Here is an 18726-nt window from a genome sequence, read left to right as displayed (position 1 = left end):
TGCTTCTATAATTGCTCTGTTTGGACATGTATTTGTGCATCAAACCATAAGAAGTGGTAAAATTCATGAGGAGTAAAGGGCTTTGCAACAGATACATGTTGCATAAGGAGGATATGAATTGAATAACGAGCATAATTTCTGGCTTGATTTGCCGAAGCCGTTTTTTATATTGGCACCAATGGAAGATGTAACAGACGTCGTGTTCCGTCACGTCATCAGTGCGGCAGCAAAACCCGATGTGTTTTTTACGGAATTTACGAACACGGAAAGTTATTGCCACCCTGAAGGAAGAGATAGTGTGCGCGGTCGCTTGACGTTCACAGAAGATGAACAACCGATTGTAGCGCATATTTGGGGTGATAAACCGGAGTTCTTTAAGCAAATGAGCATCGACATGAAAAAACTCGGGTTCCGCGGGATTGATCTGAACATGGGATGCCCGGTGGACAACGTCGCAGCAAACGGAAAAGGCGCGGGATTAATTCGACGACCTGAAGTGGCGGCGGAACTGATCCAAGCGGCAAAAGCCGGTGGATTGCCCGTTAGTGTGAAAACAAGATTAGGCTACGTGGAAATTGATGAATGGCGCGATTGGCTAGGACATGTGTTAAGACAAGACATCGCGAATCTTTCCATTCACCTTCGCACGAGAAAAGAAATGAGCAAAGTGGCCGCACATTGGGAACTCATTCCCGAAATCAAAAAGTTACGCGATGAAATTGCTCCAAACACGTTGCTAACCATAAACGGAGATATCCCTGACCGCGCAACAGGATTACAATTAGTTGAACAATACGGCGTCGACGGCGTCATGATCGGCCGCGGCGTTTTCACCAATCCATTTGCTTTTGAAAAAGAACCAAGGGAACACAGTGTGCAAGAATATCTCAACTTATTGCTGTTACAATTGGAGCTCCATGATCAATATTCAAATGAAATCGAGCCACGTCCATTCAAACCACTTCACCGTTTTTTCAAAATCTATATTCGTGGTTTTCGAGGAGCAAGTGAATTGAGAAACCAATTGATGAATACGAAGTCGACGGATGAGGTGCGGCGATTAGTGGAGCCTCTTTTAGAGAAAGAATAGGACTTCACCAAAAATCCGCTTGTGTAACCCACAAACAATCCTCACTTCCGCTATTGAATGAAAAACAAGGTGCTTTCTGTTGAAATATAAACAGGAAGTGCCTCTTTTTTGCCTCAAAGAATATACCACCTCAAAACTTGATTTTTTAATCCCTCCTCTAATAAGTCCAGCTCTTCTTAAAGTGTTTGCCATATATGAAAGAATTTCATTAAAACAGGCCTACTTTTCGTTTTGATGAATCGCGTGTTTAGTTCGAAGCGCGCTAGGACCTTATGCCTTTCAAGTAATTAGACATCTAGTACTTTTACTGATAATAGCAAATTTTCTCTATTGATACAAATGTCCTTTTTGTATTGAAACCAGTAGTTTGCTCATTTAGTATTAAATATAGATTCTCTAAAATTCAAATTTTTATAAATGATTATATAAAATTTAGTATAGAGAATCTTTTTTTAGATATAGAAGAATGGGGGCATAAACATGATATTTGGCTTGTTGAAAGATCGAAAAGTTGGAGAGTACAGAGTAATTGCAACGCCTTTAGAAGTTAGTACGATTAAGGCAGATGGCCACACAGTTCTTGTGGAACGAGATGCCGGTCTTATGGCGGGATTCAGCAACGAAGAATACGAAGAGCAAGGCGCCGAGATTGTTGAAACAACGGAAGAGATGTATGAAAGGGCAGACCTATTAGCAAAAGTAAAAGAAATCGAAGAACCGGAGTACAAGTTATTAAGAGAGGGCCAAATTATCTATACCTGCATTCATCCTGCAGCGCATGAACAACAAGTTCAAGCTATTTTAGATAGTAAGTGTATTGCATTTACCGCAGAAGACTCTCATCGTTATGGGTCTGTTAACTGTGAAGCGGCAGGTAAACAAGGTGCTTTAATGGGTTTGCAAGCCATGTTAACGATTAACGGTGGAAAAGGGAAATTTGTGAGTGGACTGGCTGGTGCCCCAGGTATGAAAGTCTTAATTCTTGGTGGAGGATTAGTTGGAAAATCTGCATTGCAAGTGCTTCATTCATTAGGGGCTTGGTGTACAGTTATGGACGTCAATTTCGGAACTTTAAGAGATATTGGTCAAATGTACAATGAAAAAGTAAATACACAATTATCGACGAAGCAAAACATTGCAAAATTACTTCCAGAAATCGATATGGTAATTAACTGTGTAAAATGGCCAAAAGGAAGCAAAGATTATTTAATCGATCGGGAAATGCTTCATTTGATGGAAAAAGGGTCTGTCCTTGTAGATATTAGTAACGATGAAGACGGAGCTATTGAGTCCTTCCGTGAAACTACCCATGAAGAGCCGATGTATATTGAAAATGGGGTCGTTCATTATTGTGTCAGTAATATTCCGGGAGCAATCGCAAACTCTACCTCAGTAGCATATGCAGCATCCGTATTAGGGCATCTGAGATCCATTTTAAATTCAGGTGTACGGGAAGCATGTATAAAAGATGGGTATTTAAGACGAAGCCTGACAGCGTATAAAGGTTTTCTGACACATGAGGAAACAAGCGCGGTTCAAAATAGACCATGGGTCAGACCAGAAGATATCTTACAGATTGCACAGGAAATGCTAGATCCAGCCCCCCCTGCTACAGTAGCAAAATCGGATAACTTCTTAAAAATTTAATAGAAAAGGTGTATGCAACTATGACGCTTTATACATTATTGGTGGACTTCACATTAGCTAGTATTCTTATTTTTATTAGTATGTACTTACGTTCAAAAGTGAAGTTTCTGCAACGAAATTTCATCCCAGCAAGTTTACTGGCAGGATTTTTAGGATTAGCATTGGGGCCAGGTTTTTTGAATCTATTACCATTTTCAGGTGAGATTGGCTCATACGCAGGAGTCATTATTATATTCGTATTTGCTTCCGTAGGGATTAATGGATTTTCATTCTCACCAGGAAATATGAAAAATGACTTAAATCGAATGGGAGCCTACGCTTCTTATAAAATAGTAGTCATGTGCGTTCTTATTTTCGTACCAATTATATTTTCTATCCTCTTTATATCTAGTTGGATTCCGGATATTAACTATGGGTTTGGATTAATATTAGCAGCAGGTTTCTACGGCGGTCATGGAACGGCAGCAGCTGTAGGGTCTACATTTGAAAACTTAGGATTTGCAGCTGCAACAGACTTAGGAATGACATCTGCTACAATCGGGATATTGGCGGGCATCTTTGGTGGATTAATATTTATTAAGATGGCTACGAAAAAAGGCTATACTCATTATGTGAAGGACTTCTCTCAGATTCCCGAAGATATGAGAACTGGTTTGGTACAATCGACGAATCGAACTTCCATGGGAGAAGAAACTATTTCCCCAGTTGCTCTCGATCCACTGGCATTTCACCTTGCTCTAATACTTATTCCATCCGGTTTAGGGTATTTATTAAATAATTATATTGCAAACACATGGGGACTGGATTTCCCAACGTTTACAATTGCGTTCATTGTAGCCCTACTCATGTATGTAGTGTTGGGAAGAGGTAAAAAAGGTGTTTATAAATATGTAGATGAAAATATCGTTACTCGGTTAGGAAGCTCCGCAACAGATTACCTTGTATTTTTCGGAGTTGCCTCTATAAAATTACCGGTTATTTTGGAGTATGCACTACCGCTTGGACTCTTAATGGGGTCTGGGATCGTTCTTGTCATAGTGCTGCTCTGGGTGATTGGGCCAGCCATGAACTATGAAAGTTGGTTCGAGCGTTCCATATTCGTGTACGGATACGCAACAGGAGTTTTTGCGATCGGTTTAACATTATTGCGTATTATAGACCCTGAGAACAAATCGAAGACGTTGACAGATACGGCAATTGTCGGCCCTCTTAATACACCAATTGAGCTTCTCGCTTGGTCAGCTGGACCGGCAATGCTTTTAGGCGGTCAACATTGGACATTCGCCGGTATTTATATTGCGATTACAATCGTTTGTGTAATTATCTCTATTAAATTTAAGTGGTGGTATTGGAAGGTACCTTTTGGAGAACGGCCTGAAGCGACTGCCCAAACCGAGAAGACAAATACTTAACTACAGATGAATAATAAAAACTCCGCTAGTACTTTGTTGCTTAGCGGAGTTTTATTTTGAAATAACAAGTTAAATGCTGTAGAAAAAACTGACCCCTAAAACATTTGTATAATTGACACTTTTACAACAGTCAGTTCTTCGCTAAAGTAAATACTATCAAGAATTCATCATAGCGAGGAAGATGCAGATGCAAAATGTACAAGGTCAATCCTATACAAAAATACGTACGAAAACGTTTGATTTAGTCCTGACTGCCATATTAGCAGCCCTCATTTTTGCCGCAACCATGATCAACATCAAGTTGCCGTTCGGACAAGGCGGGCTGATTCACTTAGGGACCTCCATGCTGTTCATGGCTGCGATTTTATTCGGTCCTAAAAAAGGGGCACTTGCTGGAGCCATTGGGATGGGCTTATTCGATATCTTAGGAGGCTGGGCCATTTGGGCGCCAACAACAATTATCGCCCGCCTATTACAAGGCCTCATCGTCGGTAAAATCGCTTGGTCGAAAGGTCATCAAGGCGATAGCGTCAAATTGAACATCTTAGCTGCAATTGCCTCGATGCCGGTGATGATGGCGGTCTACTATATTGGACAAGGAATTATGTTCGGAAACTGGATCCAACCGCTGGCATCCATTCCTGGAGACACTATTCAAAACTTTGCCGGTTTACTGATTGCCATTCCGGTATGTATCGTATTGAAAAAGACACCTTATTTTCAGAGGAAATTTTAATAGGTAAAACATCAACACGCCATCTTGCTGTATTGTTCAGCAGAGATGGCGTGTTTTTTGTCTACAAAAATCCTTTCATTAAAATTTTACGATTCCTGAGATAAAATGGTAAAATAAATAGAGTTTAATTCCAAAAGGGAGTGGAAACCAACAAAAAGACCGTTAAAGCACGTTACCCATTACCCACAAACGCTTTTGTTTTGAAAATTAAACAGTTTAAGAGGTGCTTGAAGTTGATAACGGCGAATAGAGAGCAAACACTATTTAATCACGAAGGAAGTAAAATAATTACAGACAGAGAGATTGACATCTTCGTTAGATTAGAGGAGCCTTTGGTAGTTGTTTTAGGGAATGTTTTAAGTAACGAAGAGTGCGATGAACTGATCAGATTGTCTAAGGACAAAATGAAACGTTCTAAAATTGGAGAGACACGCGAAGTAAATGAACTGAGGACAAGTAGTAGTATGTTTATTGAAGAAAGCGAAAACGAAATTGTTGCTAGAGTTGAAAAGAGAACCTCATCCATTATGAATATACCCATTGAACACGGAGAAGGCCTTCAAATCCTTCAGTATACCCCTGGTCAACAATATAAAGCGCATTATGATTTCTTTTCATCTGCAAGTAAAGTAACAAACAATCGAATTAGTACGCTCGTTATGTACTTAAATGATGTAGAACAAGGCGGAGTAACGTTTTTCCCTAAACTGAATTTTTCAGTCTTCCCCAAAAAAGGTATGGCAGTCTACTTCGAGTATTTCTATACCGATCAAAATGTAAACGAATTAACTTTACACGGTGGAGCACCAGTGATAGCTGGTGAAAAATGGGTCGCCACGCAATGGATGAGAAAACAAAAAGTAAGGTGAGAAAGTGCTTTTCCATATCGTAACTCTGAGCATTTATAGCAAAAGGTTACTTAGCAGCCGAAAAGGAGGACCTCCCTAAATGTCTAAAATATAGGGATAGTCCTCTTTCATTTATTAAAATTTGGTTTTAAGCGCCGTATGATGAAACAATTCAGAATTGCTTTATAATCGGTGCTTTTTTTCTTTTGAAAACTATGCGTTATTTGACTGGGGGCTTTGTTCTTAACTATCCGCATCTAAATAATAATGGCAATTACATCACCTTCATTAACAAAATCACCTTCTGCTACTTTTATTTCCTGAATTAAGCCTGCCGTTTCTGATGATATCGGTATTTCCATTTTCATAGATTCTAAGATTGCCACGTCCTGATTTTCAGTTACTTCATCACCTGCTTTCACTAACAACTTCCATACATTCCCTGCCATTGTCGCCTTTACGTTATCCATTTATATTCCTCCATTACTTTATAACCGTTGTTAAATTTCTATTAATAAAATCTGTCGTTGTATTACCCGTTTTAAATTCTTCATGTTTAACAACTTTTTGTAATAATGGTATGTTTGTTTTTATACCTTCAATTCTGTATTCTTTCAAAGCTTCTTTGATTCTAGTAATAGCTTCTTCTCGTGTTTTACCATTAACGATTAGTTTGCTTATCATCGGATCGTAAAATGGCGACACAACACTGCCGTTTACCACAGTTGATTCAATACGAATCGAAGACCCGATTGGAGCTTGATAATTCGTAATTTTTCCGGGTGATGGAAGAAAACGAATAGGGTCTTCAGCATAAACTCTTACTTCAATTGAATGACCATTTATGTTTAGCGAATTTTGCTCTACAGACAGTTCATTTCCTTCTGCAATTGAAATTTGTTGTTCTACAATATCTATCCCTGTTATTTCCTCTGTAACAGGATGTTCAACTTGAATTCTCGTATTCATTTCTAAGAAATAAAAATCGCCATGCTCGTCCACTAAATATTCGATTGTCCCCGCGTTTGTATAACTAATGGACTTAGCAGCTTTTACAGAAGTCTCTCCCATTTCTTTCCTTAAAGTTTCAAAAACGAAAGATGACGGTGCTTCTTCAACTACTTTTTGATTCCTTCTTTGAATTGAACATTCGCGCTCAAACAAATGAACTACATTACCAAAATGATCAGCTAAAATTTGTATTTCTATGTGCCGCACATTTTGTAGAAGCTTTTCAATAAACATTGAACCATTCCCAAAAAATTGTTCAGCACGCTTAGAGTTACTATCAAAAGCTTCCATTAATTCATGTTCATCATTTGCAATTTGAAGGCCAATCCCTCCTCCTCCAGATGCCGCTTTAAGCATTACAGGGTAGCCAATTGTTTTTGCTACTTCTAAAGCATCTTCTACATTTGAGAGTGGTTCTTCTGTTCCCGGAATAACAGGAACACCTATTTTTCTCATCAATTTTCTAGCAGCAATTTTATCTCCCATTTGTTTTATAACAGATGGGCTTGGTCCAATAAATATAAACCCTGCATCCTCGCATGCTTTAGCAAATAAATCGCTTTCACTTAAAAACCCATAACCTGGATGAATAGCATCTACATTTGCTTTTTTTGCAATCGATAATATTTTATTTACGTTCAAATAACTCTCATTCACGCGAGACGGTCCAATCAAATAGCGTTCATCAGCCATCTTTACATAAGGAGCATGTTCATCAGCTTCTGAATATATTGCTACAGATTGAATCCCTAATTTATTACAAGTTCGAATAATACGCGAAACAATCTCTCCGCGATTCGCTATTAATACTTTTTTAATCATCTATTACCACTCCATTATTTAAGGAATATAATACCACCAAACACCATTATGAAATTCCTTATTTACACAACCCTTATATTGTAAATATTCTAATGCGCTATCGATTCACCTAAGGCAAACCGTTTTTCATGTACATCCATCTCAAAAGTAAACAATTTTTTACTCATTTAATAGGCGTTTGTTCCGGTTCCAACATTCTCCAGAGTCATCTCTAACCTTTCTTCATGATGTGCTAAAACCTCATTAATCCGATTATTAGCATTGTAAAAAGGTGCGCCAGGTGACGGAGTCAACTGACCATATACTACCACGGATTACTCCAAATGTTGCGTTGCTTATTGGTTTAATGGGATAAAGAATCCTTTAAAATCTTATATAGAATCTATGGAGAAAATTAAACTATTAAATGTGGAATATGTTAAAAAGCACACTGTTTTCTCTGTTATAAAATACAACTAAACCATCAGAATGTCCGGTGTAAAAATAACTTCATACGCGTGAGTTAAGGTCGCATTGAATGCATTGAAGGTCCCAATAATTCGGGCAACAATTCATATACATCTTCCACCCATTCACATAAAAGTGGTCGAGTATCTCTTGGATCAATAATTTCCTCTATTCCAAATGCAGTTGCAGTTCTCAGTGGAGATCGAAAGCTTTCAAACTTACTCGCTAACTCTTCTAGCAACATTTGCGGATTCTCACTTTCTTCTAATTTCCGCCTATATGCAACTTGTAAACCTCCTTCAATAGGTAGAGAACCCCAATCACCTGAAGGCCAAGCATAGCGAAGATGTAGACCATGACCATTTATCATTCCTGCTCCTCCGACCCCATATACTCTCCTTAAAATGATTTCAACCATAGGGACTGTGGCTTGGTAAATTGTTGAAATAGCTCGAACTCCATGTCTTATTAATCCTTGTTCTTCGGCAGCAAGGCCGATTGTTAATCCAGGCTGATCAACAAAATTAATAATGGGCAAGTGAAATGTTTGACACAAGTCTACAAACCGTTCTATTTTTTGACAACCCTTTACAGATAACCCGCCTCCTCCAACTAACGGATCATTTGCTAAAAAACCTACCGGATGGCCCTTTAACCTTGCGAATCCTGTAACTGTATCTCCACCACAATGTTGACCCATTTCAAATATGGACTCTTTATCAAAAACCATTTGTAAAATTCTTCTGATTTTATAAGGTTGTCTACGATTCTTCGGAATAATAGATATGAGTTCTTCTTCTTTCCTATCTGAAGAATCATTCGTTTCCACTATTGGCGGTAACTTCCATACATTGCCAGGGAGGTAAGACAAAAAGTTTTTGATTGCCTTAAAAGCTTCTTGTTCTGTCTTTACCACATTATCGATTGCTCCACTTGACCGATGTACTTGAGAACCTCCTAACTCTTCTTTCGTCAGATCTTGCCCCATACCGTACTTTACGATTAATGGTCCAGCAATGAACATTTGCGAAATATCTTCAACCATAACTGAGAAATGTGAAGCTGCTACACGCGCTGAACCTAATCCCGCTACTGATCCCAAGCAAGCTGCTACAACAGGGACTCTCCCCATATTACTAACAACATGATTCCAAGCAGGATTGACAGGTACATAAGCATATCCTTTATCATCCATTGAAGTAACGCTTCCACCGCCTCCTGTTCCATCTACAAGGCGTACCAACGGAAGTTTAAGTTCGTGTGCCATCAGTTCACTATATACTTGTTTCTCCATACTTTCTCGATTACCGGCACCACCACGCACAGTAAAATCATCCGCGCAAATGATGACTTTGCGATCATCGATTTTCCCACGTCCAATTAGCACATTTGTCGGTTGAAAATCTTTTATTTTGCCATCATTATCATACTCAGCTTTTCCAGCAACTGCTCCAGTTTCATGAAAACTATTTTTATCAAGAAGATTTTCGATTCGTTCTCTTACAGTCATTTTACCTCTGGACTTATGCCTCTCAACGTTTTCTTGTCCACCCATTGCATGTGCTAGCTTTTCTCTTTTCCGTAGTTCATCAATTTCAGGTTTCCAAGACATTTTTTTCCTCCTCAGAAGAACAATAATCTTTATACAATTAACTTTTTACTAGTATTTGTCCTCTTCTTCCTTTTGCAAATGCCTTCGCAAAATTTTTCCGGAAATCGCTGTTGGTAGATCTCCTCTAAATTCTACGAACCGCGGATATTTATAAGCTGACATATTGTTTCTAGCCCAATCAATGAGATCCTCTTCCCTAATCTCACCTATATACTCATCTTTTAATACAACAAATGCTTTTACACTCTGCCCTCTTTTTTCATCGGGAACACCAATGACGGCTACTTGAGAAATTGCTGGATGTTGGTTTAGCAATGCTTCTACATCTTCAGAGAAAACACTATATCCTGAACTTTTTATCATTTCTTTGATACGTCCATGTAAATACAAGTATCCGTCTTCATCGAATGAGCCAATGTCTCCAGTATATAACCAACCATCTTTTAACATTTCCTTTGTATCTTCAGGTCGGCCATAATATCCTTTAAAAACTCCAGGGTTTTTTATTATAATTTCACCTTCATGTCCTGGCGGCAATTCTTCTTTAGTTCTGATGTCAATAATTTTTATATCCGTTTCAAAAGTCGGAATACCACAGCTACCAAATTTAATGTTGTCCTTTGGCATAAATGTATCGGCGTCATGCGTTTCGCTTAATCCATATGCAGCTTCAAATAATAGACATCCATTTGTCAACTTCCGCCATTGTTCAGCAAGCTCTTCACTGACTGGAATGCCAAAACTAGTTGCCGAATTTAGTTCGAGAGAAGATAAATCTCTGTTATCAATGTCAGGATGCTCGCATATAGCCTTGTTCATTAATGGCATTGTGTAAAGAAAGTTCACCTTATACTTCTCGATTGCCTGAATTGTCGCTTCAACATCAAACCTTGTCATCAATATATTTTCACAGCAGCTGTACACTGGAATATTGACTCCCAACACCTTACCGCCAATATGGCAAAGTGGAGGGATAATGATTCTTTTATCCTCGACGGAAAATCCATATGAGCTAGAAGCAGCAGCCGCTTTAAACAATGCGTTCCCGTATGTTAACATAGCGGCTTTCGGTCTCCCGGTCGTTCCAGAAGTAAACGACATTAGATAAACATCATTCCATAAATCGATAGTTTCATACTCTGTTAATGGAAGAGTTCGCTCTATTTCCGTCTTCATATCATAAGTTTCCTCTATTATTTGTTTTTCTCTTTTAAGTTCATCAGGTACAGGTAATTCAGGTTCTGCAAGTAAATAATCTTGATAGCTTGTAGTAATGATAAAATCGACAGAAGGTATGTTATCTTTTATTGCCTGTAAACGAGGATATAAGTCATCAGCTGAAATTACTGCTTTTATATTGACCTCATTTATGAAGTAATCCAACTCTGCCTCTTTGTACATTGAATTTAATGGTACAACGATAGCACCATTTTTTTGAATAGCAAAATAACCAATGATGTATTGGGGACAATTTTGCATATACAGAGCAACTCGATCACCTTTTTGAATATCCTTGTCTTTTAAAAATTGTGCAAGACGATCCGAGTGATCATTCAATAGAGTCCAGGTGATTTTTTGCCCATAGTAATTATAAGCAGTTCGATTTGGATGTGTTTTGGCATTATGTGCTAAATATTCGTGTAAAGGTTTTTCTCCAAGTCTGTATTCCAATTTTTCAGGCAAATATTTCGGCCAATATTTTTTCTTTACATCTACCAATCGAATTCCCTCCAAAGTTATGATTCGAAAATTAAAATTGTGTTGGCCAGTTGGCTAATTGCCGTTTACTTTTTGATCCGTTTTTAACACAAGCGAATTCTAATGTTTGAGATAGAAACCTCCTGGTGTCTCTTGGATCAATAATATCTTCCAACAGATATTTTGCTGCTGCTTTATAGGGTGAACTGTCAAATTCCCAGGTTTCCAACAATCTTGCTCGTTCTTCTTCAGGATTATCAGATTCTTTTAATTTACGTCCATAGACGACGTTCACTCCAACTTCAGGTCCTGTAAAGTTAATTTCCGCTCCAGGCCAAGCAACAACGAAATCAGCACCCATCGTTGGTCCGCACATATTTGCATAGGCTGCTCCTATACTTTTCCTAATCACTACTGAAATTTTCGGTACAGTAGATTGGGCAAGCGCTTGGTTCCACTGCAAAATTTTCGTAGGCATTTTATACTTCTCGGCATCACGTGAAACACGGAACCCTGGTGTGTCATGTAAGAAAATCATTGGGATATGATACGAATCGCATAGACAAATAAATTCCGTAGCCTTATCAGCTTCATGCGGACCTTTAGAACCACCGTATTTCATTGGTTGGTTGGCAATGATACCGACAACACGCCCATTGATCCTAGCTAACACAGTAAGGAGTGCGGGGCCATACAAAGCCCTTATTTCAAAGTATTCTCCATCATCAACAATGGACTTTATTACCTTTTTCATATCATAAACTTGCGCTCGTCTAGATGGTACAAGATCAACTATCTCATCCAGTCTTCTATATGGGTCATCATTTGATGGTTTAAATGGCGGTTCTTCCGTCTCGTTCAGTGGCATGTAAGAAAAGAATCTTTTTAACTCTTCAATACTCTCATCTTCTGTCTCAGAAAAGTGATCAGATTGCCCAGTTATATGAGCATGTAACTCCCAGCCACCTAATTCTTCATTACTTACTTTTTCGCCTGTAGCCATTTCCAAAATACGCGGACCGGCAACTGCCATGGCAGTCCCTTTTTTCTGTGATATAAAATCGGAACTTACTGCAACCCAAGCTGGATCACCGAAACTATCACCTAATATTGCTGTCATCATCGGCACTTGACGTCTGTGCAGTAACATTTCTTCAGGGAATAGGCTCTGACTTATTCCATCAGACCCCATACCATCGGGCATGCGTAAGCCTCCGCCTTCGGATAATCTAAAAAGTGGTAGACCTCTTTTTAAGGCATATCTATGGATCTCTTGCGCTTTGCGTGCATGTATCATACCAGCTGTCCCTGCAAACACCGTTTTATCGATTGCCATTACTACCACTGGACGACCATCTACTTTCGCCAACCCTGTGATGATGCCGTCGCCCGCACTTTTATCTTCACTACCGACTTGATCAGAATGAGCAAGCATTCCAAATTCTAAAAATGTGTCTTTATCCACAAGTTTGTCAATACGTTCCCTTGCAGTATAGAACCCTCCATCATGAAGACGTTTTATCTTCTCTTCTCCTCCTCCTAATTTTGCATTTTCTTTCCTTCTTAGTAACTCGTCAATTTCTTTTTTCATTACATTCACCCTCAATACTCTAATTTTTTATTTACTTCATGTATATTTTTTTGCTGTTTTAACCGCATTATCCATTAATAACCACATGCAAAATAAACCGCGTCACCTTAAAGTTCCATATAATTAAAAATTCAGTAAATTTATTATGTTATTTTAAACTGACTTCCCAATAAGTCCATTTTTTTGTATCAACTGATTATTATCTTAACTCTGGGAACATTCTATCGTCTGTAATTGAACCTGTATCCACTTTATCATGGATAGTACGGGTCACTATAAAATCTTTTTCACCTTCAAAATGTCCGATTTCTTGTAAAGCCGCGATAATTTTTTTAGGGTCTAAACACTCTGGGGCAATAACCCCTTTCATAGTAATTTCTTCATTTAAAATCATTCCAGCTACAAGGCCTGCTGGCATCGAAGTTCCATGATCCATCGTGGTGTATCCTGATTTTGTAAACGTGTAGATGGCTTTTTTACCATCCTTTTCTCCAATCACTTCTATTCTGGTGGCACCTACCGACCTTCTCTTTTCACGCCTACGAGGACGTTTTTTCGCTTCTTCTTGTTTGTACTCAAATAAACTAAGCAGAAAATCCAGTGGAGCGACTTGCTCACCTTTAAACGGAAATGTCTCTTCACTTGTCATGCCTAAGTCAACTAAAGTTTTAAACATAGGATTTTGAAACTCAGGTAATAATGCGCCTTGATTTGTTACCTTTTTTATATTTGGAATATATTTAGGAAGTGTAATCGGTTCGGGATGTCCAACATGATAAAGTGTAACCTCTCCTACCGGATCACCAAAATCTAATTTCTTCGCTGTTTCAGGCTGGAATGCACGGATCCATTGTAGTTCTCCATCCAGAAATGTCGGTACTTTTCCTTTGATAATGTGGAACATATGGACTAAGGCACCAAATCCACTCGGTTCAGCGTCACCGACAACCCAATACGTATTTATTTCATCTGCGGAATCAAGTGCCTCAGCACCAAGTCGAGCAAATATGTTCGTCACTCCAGGTGAGGCACCCATTCCGGTTATTGCAGTTACTCCTTTTTCTTTAGCTAACTGATCCAATTTTAAAGCTTCTATGGTGACATCATAGTCATCACATAAATCAATATAATTCACCCCACTGTTTATTGCTGCTTCCATTGCGTTCGTTTTAAATCGATAATATGGACCAATAAAATTCATAACCAAATTAGCATTTGTAATGATTGATTCCAGTTTGTCCTTATCGGTTACATTTAACTTTTTCGTCGTCGCCTTTTCTCCAAGTCGCTCAGCAATTTCTATTAGACGTTTTTCATTAAGGTCTGTTAAAACAATTTCTTTCACACTTTCTAGTTTTACTAAGTAATTTAATGCTGGTTGTGCCATATTAGCTGCTCCGCCCAAAACAACAATTTTCATGTCTAACTTCCTTCCCATATAATGTATTTTTTGCGGATTTTCAATTTACTATAAAAGGGTTTAAATCTTATTAAATACACCTAATTCTTTGTTCATTTTTATAGTGTTTGAAATAAAGACGAGTACAAGACAGAATACATTTACACTTGTTTGCCTACGATTTAATTCATACTGTCCATTCGGTATGTTTGTTTTTGAAAAAATGCTCTTAAACTAATAAATAAATCATTAAGCATGGGTTCCACCGTCAACTGTCACAATATCACCGGTTATATAATCTGAAGCACTTGATGCCAAAAATACCGCTACTCCTTGTATATCCGAATCCTTGCCTAGTCTGTTCATCGGAATTCTGCTGAGTATTGTTTCCTTACCCTTTTCGATTAATCCTTTTGACATTTTAGTCGGAAAAAATCCTGGTGCTATCGCATTGACATTTATATTATATTGTCCCCACTTCACCGCTAGATCTTTCGTAAATGTCATTACAGCTCCCTTACTTGTATTATATCCAGTTGCCTGCATATATGGTGGTGTTCCACCAAATCCGGCAATGGATGTAATATTAATGATCTTTCCACTATTTTGCTCAATCATGACCTTGCCGACCGCTTGGCTCATAAGAAATGTACCTGTTATATTCACATCCATCACTTTTTTCCATGCGTCATAAGACATGTCTTCAATTGGGGCAGCCCATGTCGCACCGCTATTATTTACAAGAATATCTATTCTACCAAATCTTCCAAAAGTATTGTTCACGACATTTTCAACTTGTTCTTTATTTGTGACATCGCATTCAAATGCTAATGACTCGACACCATATGTTTTAAGTTTTTCACTCATTTCTTGACAAGCCGGAAAATCCCTCGAACAAACAACTACATTGGCACCAGCCTCTGCATAAGCTTCAGCGATACGAGCTCCTAATCCTCTTCCCCCGCCAGTTACGATGGCTACTTTTTCCGATAAGTTAAATAACTCCAATATCATTATGCTTTACACCTCTTCTATTTTTACATATTTTTTTATTTCTAATTTTGCAATTTGTCACCTCTGCACTTCGTCCGCTCCGTCTGCTATACTTAATGCCCTTGCTCTCGCATACATGTTGGCAAGAGGAAACTCTTCACTAACTCCTGCACCGCCGAACAATTGAATCGCCCGGTCGATTACTCGTTGAGCCATGCTGGATGCCACCACTTTAATCATAGTAATTTCAGATCTGGCCACTTTATTACCTACAGTGTCCATCATATATGCCGCTTTTAGCGTCAATAATCTTGCTTGTTCAATACCTATCCGGGATTCTGCTAATCATTCCTGCATAACTCCTTGATTCGACTGAACCATTTAACCGCATATAATGGTGATTTTAACCTTCCCCGAAAATGATAAGTCCATTATATCCCTCCGCTTATGCGTATACTGTTTGTACAGTATCTATTTCTTGTAACAATACTCTTGAAAACATGATAAAATACTTACCTATATTGTGTCTAAGGCTTGACATAGATAAAGAGAGATCTTGAAAAACTATTTAAATCCGAACGTTCTTTTATATTTTCTCAGTGTGAAAATGGCTAAAATAACAAAGCCCACTGTCACAAAAATTAACAATGTTGACACGACAGTAATGATTGGATTAATTTGCAAAATTAATTCATTAAACATTTTCTTGGGAACAGTTACGTATTCGCCACCAAGAAATATCGTAACGATTAATTCATCGAAGCTGACAATAAAAGCAAAAAACCATGCAGATATTACACTCGGAACAATATTTGGAAAGATAATCTTAAAAAATGTTGTAATCCAATTCGCACCAAGGCTTCTTGCTGCATGCTCAATTCGAATATCCAGTGAACCAATTGCCAACATTATTATAAGAATGACAAATGGAACACTAAGGACTGTATGACCAATAATCAATCCTGGGATTGTCCCAACCAACCCAATTTTATTAAAAAAAAGGTATAAGCCTACAGCTGTGATAATTTGCGGAATAATCATAGGCGCAAGTATATTAGCTAATATTATCTTTCGTCCTTTAAAGCGATTTCTTGCTAAACCATACGCTGCAAATATACCGATAATGAGCGAACAGGAACTAGAGGCAATCGCTACATAAAATGACGTTCGCAAAGCCACTAACCATCCAGAATCTTGAAAAAATGCTTGATACCACTTCAATGAGAACCCGGGCGGCGGAAATTGCAATGTATTTGCACTAGAAAATGACATTGGAATGACCACAAGAATGGGGACGAGTAAAAATGCAAAGATCAGTAAAACAAATCCTGTTAGTAAACGCTTCCAAATTTCGCCGTTTCTATTCTTAGTATTTTCATTTACAGAGGAAAGAGAGCGAATAACAACATTAGATTTATTCATGTCTCATTTCTTCCTCCTTTCTGAAAAAGAAAATAAAATATAAGTGTCACAATAAGTAAAATAGTTGAAATACCAGCTGCGACTTCCCAATCGGGATAATAATTAATAAGGGTGTTTAGCATTGTCGCAACCATTGGCACTTTACCGCCGCCAAGAATAGCAGGTGTTACAAAAAATCCTAACGTTAATATGAATACAAGGCTACCACCGGACAACACAGCAGGTAATGTCAGAGGAAAATAAACTTTTAAAAACGCAGTAAATGGTTTTGCACCCAATGATCGGGCAGCTAATAATAATCGGTTATCAAATTGAAGCATTGAAGCAAATAAAGGTAGTACAATGAATGGCAGTAATATATTTAGGGTTCCAATATATACGCCAAATTCATCATACAAAAACTGAATAGGACTTCCGATTAAACCAAGTTTAAGTAATGAGCTATTTACAATACCATTTTTACCTAACATAACAATCCATGCATACGTGCGAACTAGAATACTAATAAAAAAAGGTAAAACAATTAATGCAATAGCAAAAATCTGCTTACTTTGAGACAATGTCGTCATCCAATACGAAAGAGGATAGCCAAGTATGATTGCGAAAAACGCAGTAATCAACCCAATTTTAAATGTATTCGCCAATACTTGAATGTAGACTGGATTTTGAATAATCTCTGCATAGTATTCCAAAGTTAGTGATTTCGAGAACAAACTCAAACCTAGCATATATAGGAGTGGTATATTAAAAAAGACGATTATAATAAGTAATAAAGGGAGAACAAACCCTATACCTTTCGGTAATTGTAATCTTTTTAACATTTTGAACCCCCTTCTATTATTTGTTAGAATGGAGGTTTGACCCTCCATTCTTCTTTAATTAACGACTCAACTTAAACTGTTGCCAGCGTTTTGTTACTTCTTCACTATTTTCAGCCCACCATTTTCCGTCATTAGGAACATGTTTTTGTAAATTCCCATCTGTTGTTGCAATATAACCTTTATATTTTTCGGGAATTAGCGGCTCCAGATTTAAAGTTGTTCCGGGGCTAGGAACTTTTTCTAAAGCCTTTCCTGCATTCTCTACTTTTGTAAACTCATGCAATAAAGCCATTGTTTCTTTGGAATTCTTCGTTGCACCTTTAGGAACAGCAAAATTAGTCATATCTAAGAGAGCTTGATTGTAAGTAAATTTCATTCCCATGTCCATATTATTAATAGCATGTGAAGGCCACATGATTACATAATCAACTTCTCCGTCAATTAATGCTTGCCATGGCTGTGCACCCGATTCCCACCAGATATCTACGTGATCCTTGATTTTATCTAAACTTGCAAAAGCTCGGTCCAAATCAAGCGGAAATAATTCTTCTGGAGGTACACCATCTGCTAATAGAGCTGCAGGAAGTACCCAATTCGGATAGTCAGGCATACTTCGTCTACCTGGGAATTTCTCTACATCCCAAAAATCAGTCCATGATTCCAGATCTTTACCATCAGTTGCTTCTGGATTCCAGGCCATTACAGTACTAAATATTTGATACCCAAGGCCATAAGGTTTTTTTGCTTCTTCGAGTATTGGATCTGGATTAATAAGATCCCAATCCAGTTCTTCAAGTAAACCCATCGAATTCGCTAACTCTAGATTCGAAGAACTCAATTCAACTAGATTGTAGGAAGTATCGCCCGCTTTAACCATTGATTGTAATTTTCCAAAGGTTGAGGGATTTTCTCTTATAACCTTAATTCCAGTCTTTTCTGTAAACGGGTCGACATAGGCATACTGAACAGTATCACCAGAAGTTCCACCTGCATCTAGTATTTTTAATGTTACGGAGCTATCTAGTCCCTCTGAATTATCCACTTTCCCCATTTCTTCGTTATTACTATCCTCGCTACAGGCCGCTAAAAATAAAATAACTAAAAAGCTAATCAAGACAGGAAATCTTTTAACATTTCTCATGGGTTTTCCTCCTAGTTACTTGAAATTTAGTTTGAA

At 38.1% G+C, this 18726-nt stretch carries 16 protein-coding genes and 1 pseudogene; 5 read left to right on the top strand and 12 right to left on the bottom strand.

Going from position 1 to position 18726, the window contains the following annotated elements:
* Nucleotides 1–118 precede the first annotated feature (118 nt).
* The 5 genes from AB1K83_RS12510 to AB1K83_RS12490 all read left to right on the top strand — a co-directional run bounded on the left by AB1K83_RS12510 (nucleotide 119) and on the right by AB1K83_RS12490 (nucleotide 5754).
* Nucleotides 119–1090, top strand: coding sequence for a tRNA dihydrouridine synthase (locus tag AB1K83_RS12510; RefSeq protein ID WP_413058531.1), 972 nt, complete (start codon nucleotides 119–121; stop codon nucleotides 1088–1090).
* A gap of 480 nt (nucleotides 1091–1570) precedes the next feature.
* Nucleotides 1571–2737 carry an alanine dehydrogenase gene (locus AB1K83_RS12505; protein WP_413058530.1) on the top strand — a complete coding sequence of 389 codons (1167 nt, stop codon included), beginning with the start codon at nucleotides 1571–1573 and terminating at the stop codon, nucleotides 2735–2737.
* Nucleotides 2738–2757: 20 nt separating this feature from the next.
* Nucleotides 2758–4149, top strand: a complete 1392-nt coding sequence (locus AB1K83_RS12500; protein WP_413058529.1) for a sodium/glutamate symporter — start codon at nucleotides 2758–2760, stop codon at nucleotides 4147–4149.
* Between the two features lie 187 nt (nucleotides 4150–4336).
* Nucleotides 4337–4885 (top strand): ECF transporter S component, encoded by a 549-nt coding sequence (locus tag AB1K83_RS12495; protein ID WP_413058528.1) that lies wholly within the window; start codon nucleotides 4337–4339, stop codon nucleotides 4883–4885.
* A gap of 233 nt (nucleotides 4886–5118) precedes the next feature.
* Nucleotides 5119–5754 carry a 2OG-Fe(II) oxygenase gene (locus tag AB1K83_RS12490; RefSeq protein WP_413058527.1) on the top strand — a complete coding sequence of 212 codons (636 nt, stop codon included), beginning with the start codon at nucleotides 5119–5121 and terminating at the stop codon, nucleotides 5752–5754.
* 236 nt (nucleotides 5755–5990) lie between these two features.
* Here AB1K83_RS12490 and AB1K83_RS12485 read toward each other — a convergent pair whose 3' ends face one another.
* From AB1K83_RS12485 to AB1K83_RS12430, 12 genes and pseudogenes are all read right to left on the bottom strand, one after another.
* On the bottom strand, nucleotides 5991–6203 hold the full coding sequence (locus AB1K83_RS12485) for an acetyl-CoA carboxylase biotin carboxyl carrier protein subunit (protein ID WP_413058526.1): 213 nt from the start codon (nucleotides 6201–6203) through the stop codon (nucleotides 5991–5993).
* Between the two features lie 13 nt (nucleotides 6204–6216).
* Complete coding sequence (locus tag AB1K83_RS12480) at nucleotides 6217–7566, bottom strand: acetyl/propionyl/methylcrotonyl-CoA carboxylase subunit alpha (protein WP_413058525.1); 1350 nt, start codon at nucleotides 7564–7566, stop codon at nucleotides 6217–6219.
* 89 nt (nucleotides 7567–7655) lie between these two features.
* Entirely contained in the window at nucleotides 7656–7733 is a 78-nt protein-coding gene (locus tag AB1K83_RS12475) for a hypothetical protein (RefSeq protein ID WP_413058646.1), read from the bottom strand.
* A gap of 335 nt (nucleotides 7734–8068) precedes the next feature.
* Complete coding sequence (locus AB1K83_RS12470; RefSeq protein WP_413058524.1) at nucleotides 8069–9625, bottom strand: acyl-CoA carboxylase subunit beta; 1557 nt, start codon at nucleotides 9623–9625, stop codon at nucleotides 8069–8071.
* A gap of 48 nt (nucleotides 9626–9673) precedes the next feature.
* Nucleotides 9674–11344 (bottom strand): class I adenylate-forming enzyme family protein, encoded by a 1671-nt coding sequence (locus AB1K83_RS12465; RefSeq protein ID WP_413058523.1) that lies wholly within the window; start codon nucleotides 11342–11344, stop codon nucleotides 9674–9676.
* Between the two features lie 31 nt (nucleotides 11345–11375).
* Nucleotides 11376–12914, bottom strand: coding sequence for an acyl-CoA carboxylase subunit beta (locus AB1K83_RS12460; RefSeq protein ID WP_413058522.1), 1539 nt, complete (start codon nucleotides 12912–12914; stop codon nucleotides 11376–11378).
* 199 nt (nucleotides 12915–13113) lie between these two features.
* The gene (locus tag AB1K83_RS12455) at nucleotides 13114–14334 is read right to left on the bottom strand and encodes a saccharopine dehydrogenase family protein (RefSeq protein ID WP_413058521.1); all 1221 of its coding nucleotides are present in this window, start codon (nucleotides 14332–14334) and stop codon (nucleotides 13114–13116) included.
* Between the two features lie 228 nt (nucleotides 14335–14562).
* Nucleotides 14563–15330, bottom strand: a complete 768-nt coding sequence (locus AB1K83_RS12450; RefSeq protein ID WP_413058645.1) for an SDR family oxidoreductase — start codon at nucleotides 15328–15330, stop codon at nucleotides 14563–14565.
* A 54-nt stretch (nucleotides 15331–15384) separates the two neighbouring features.
* Nucleotides 15385–15651: pseudogene (locus AB1K83_RS12445) on the bottom strand (acyl-CoA dehydrogenase family protein); the annotation flags it as partial.
* A gap of 219 nt (nucleotides 15652–15870) precedes the next feature.
* Complete coding sequence (locus AB1K83_RS12440; protein ID WP_413058520.1) at nucleotides 15871–16728, bottom strand: ABC transporter permease; 858 nt, start codon at nucleotides 16726–16728, stop codon at nucleotides 15871–15873.
* The gene (locus tag AB1K83_RS12435) at nucleotides 16725–17549 is read right to left on the bottom strand and encodes an ABC transporter permease (protein ID WP_413058519.1); all 825 of its coding nucleotides are present in this window, start codon (nucleotides 17547–17549) and stop codon (nucleotides 16725–16727) included. Before AB1K83_RS12435 ends, AB1K83_RS12440 begins: the two co-directional genes overlap by 4 nt.
* Nucleotides 17550–17607: 58 nt before the next feature.
* The gene (locus AB1K83_RS12430; protein ID WP_413058518.1) at nucleotides 17608–18690 is read right to left on the bottom strand and encodes an extracellular solute-binding protein; all 1083 of its coding nucleotides are present in this window, start codon (nucleotides 18688–18690) and stop codon (nucleotides 17608–17610) included.
* Nucleotides 18691–18726 lie beyond the last annotated feature (36 nt).

It is taken from the genome of Sporosarcina sp. 179-K 3D1 HS (genome assembly GCF_047228905.1).
Classification (GTDB): Bacteria; Bacillota; Bacilli; order Bacillales_A; family Planococcaceae; genus Sporosarcina.
Note: the sequence above shows the minus strand (reverse complement) of the source record. Positions and strands in the feature narration are given on the sequence as shown.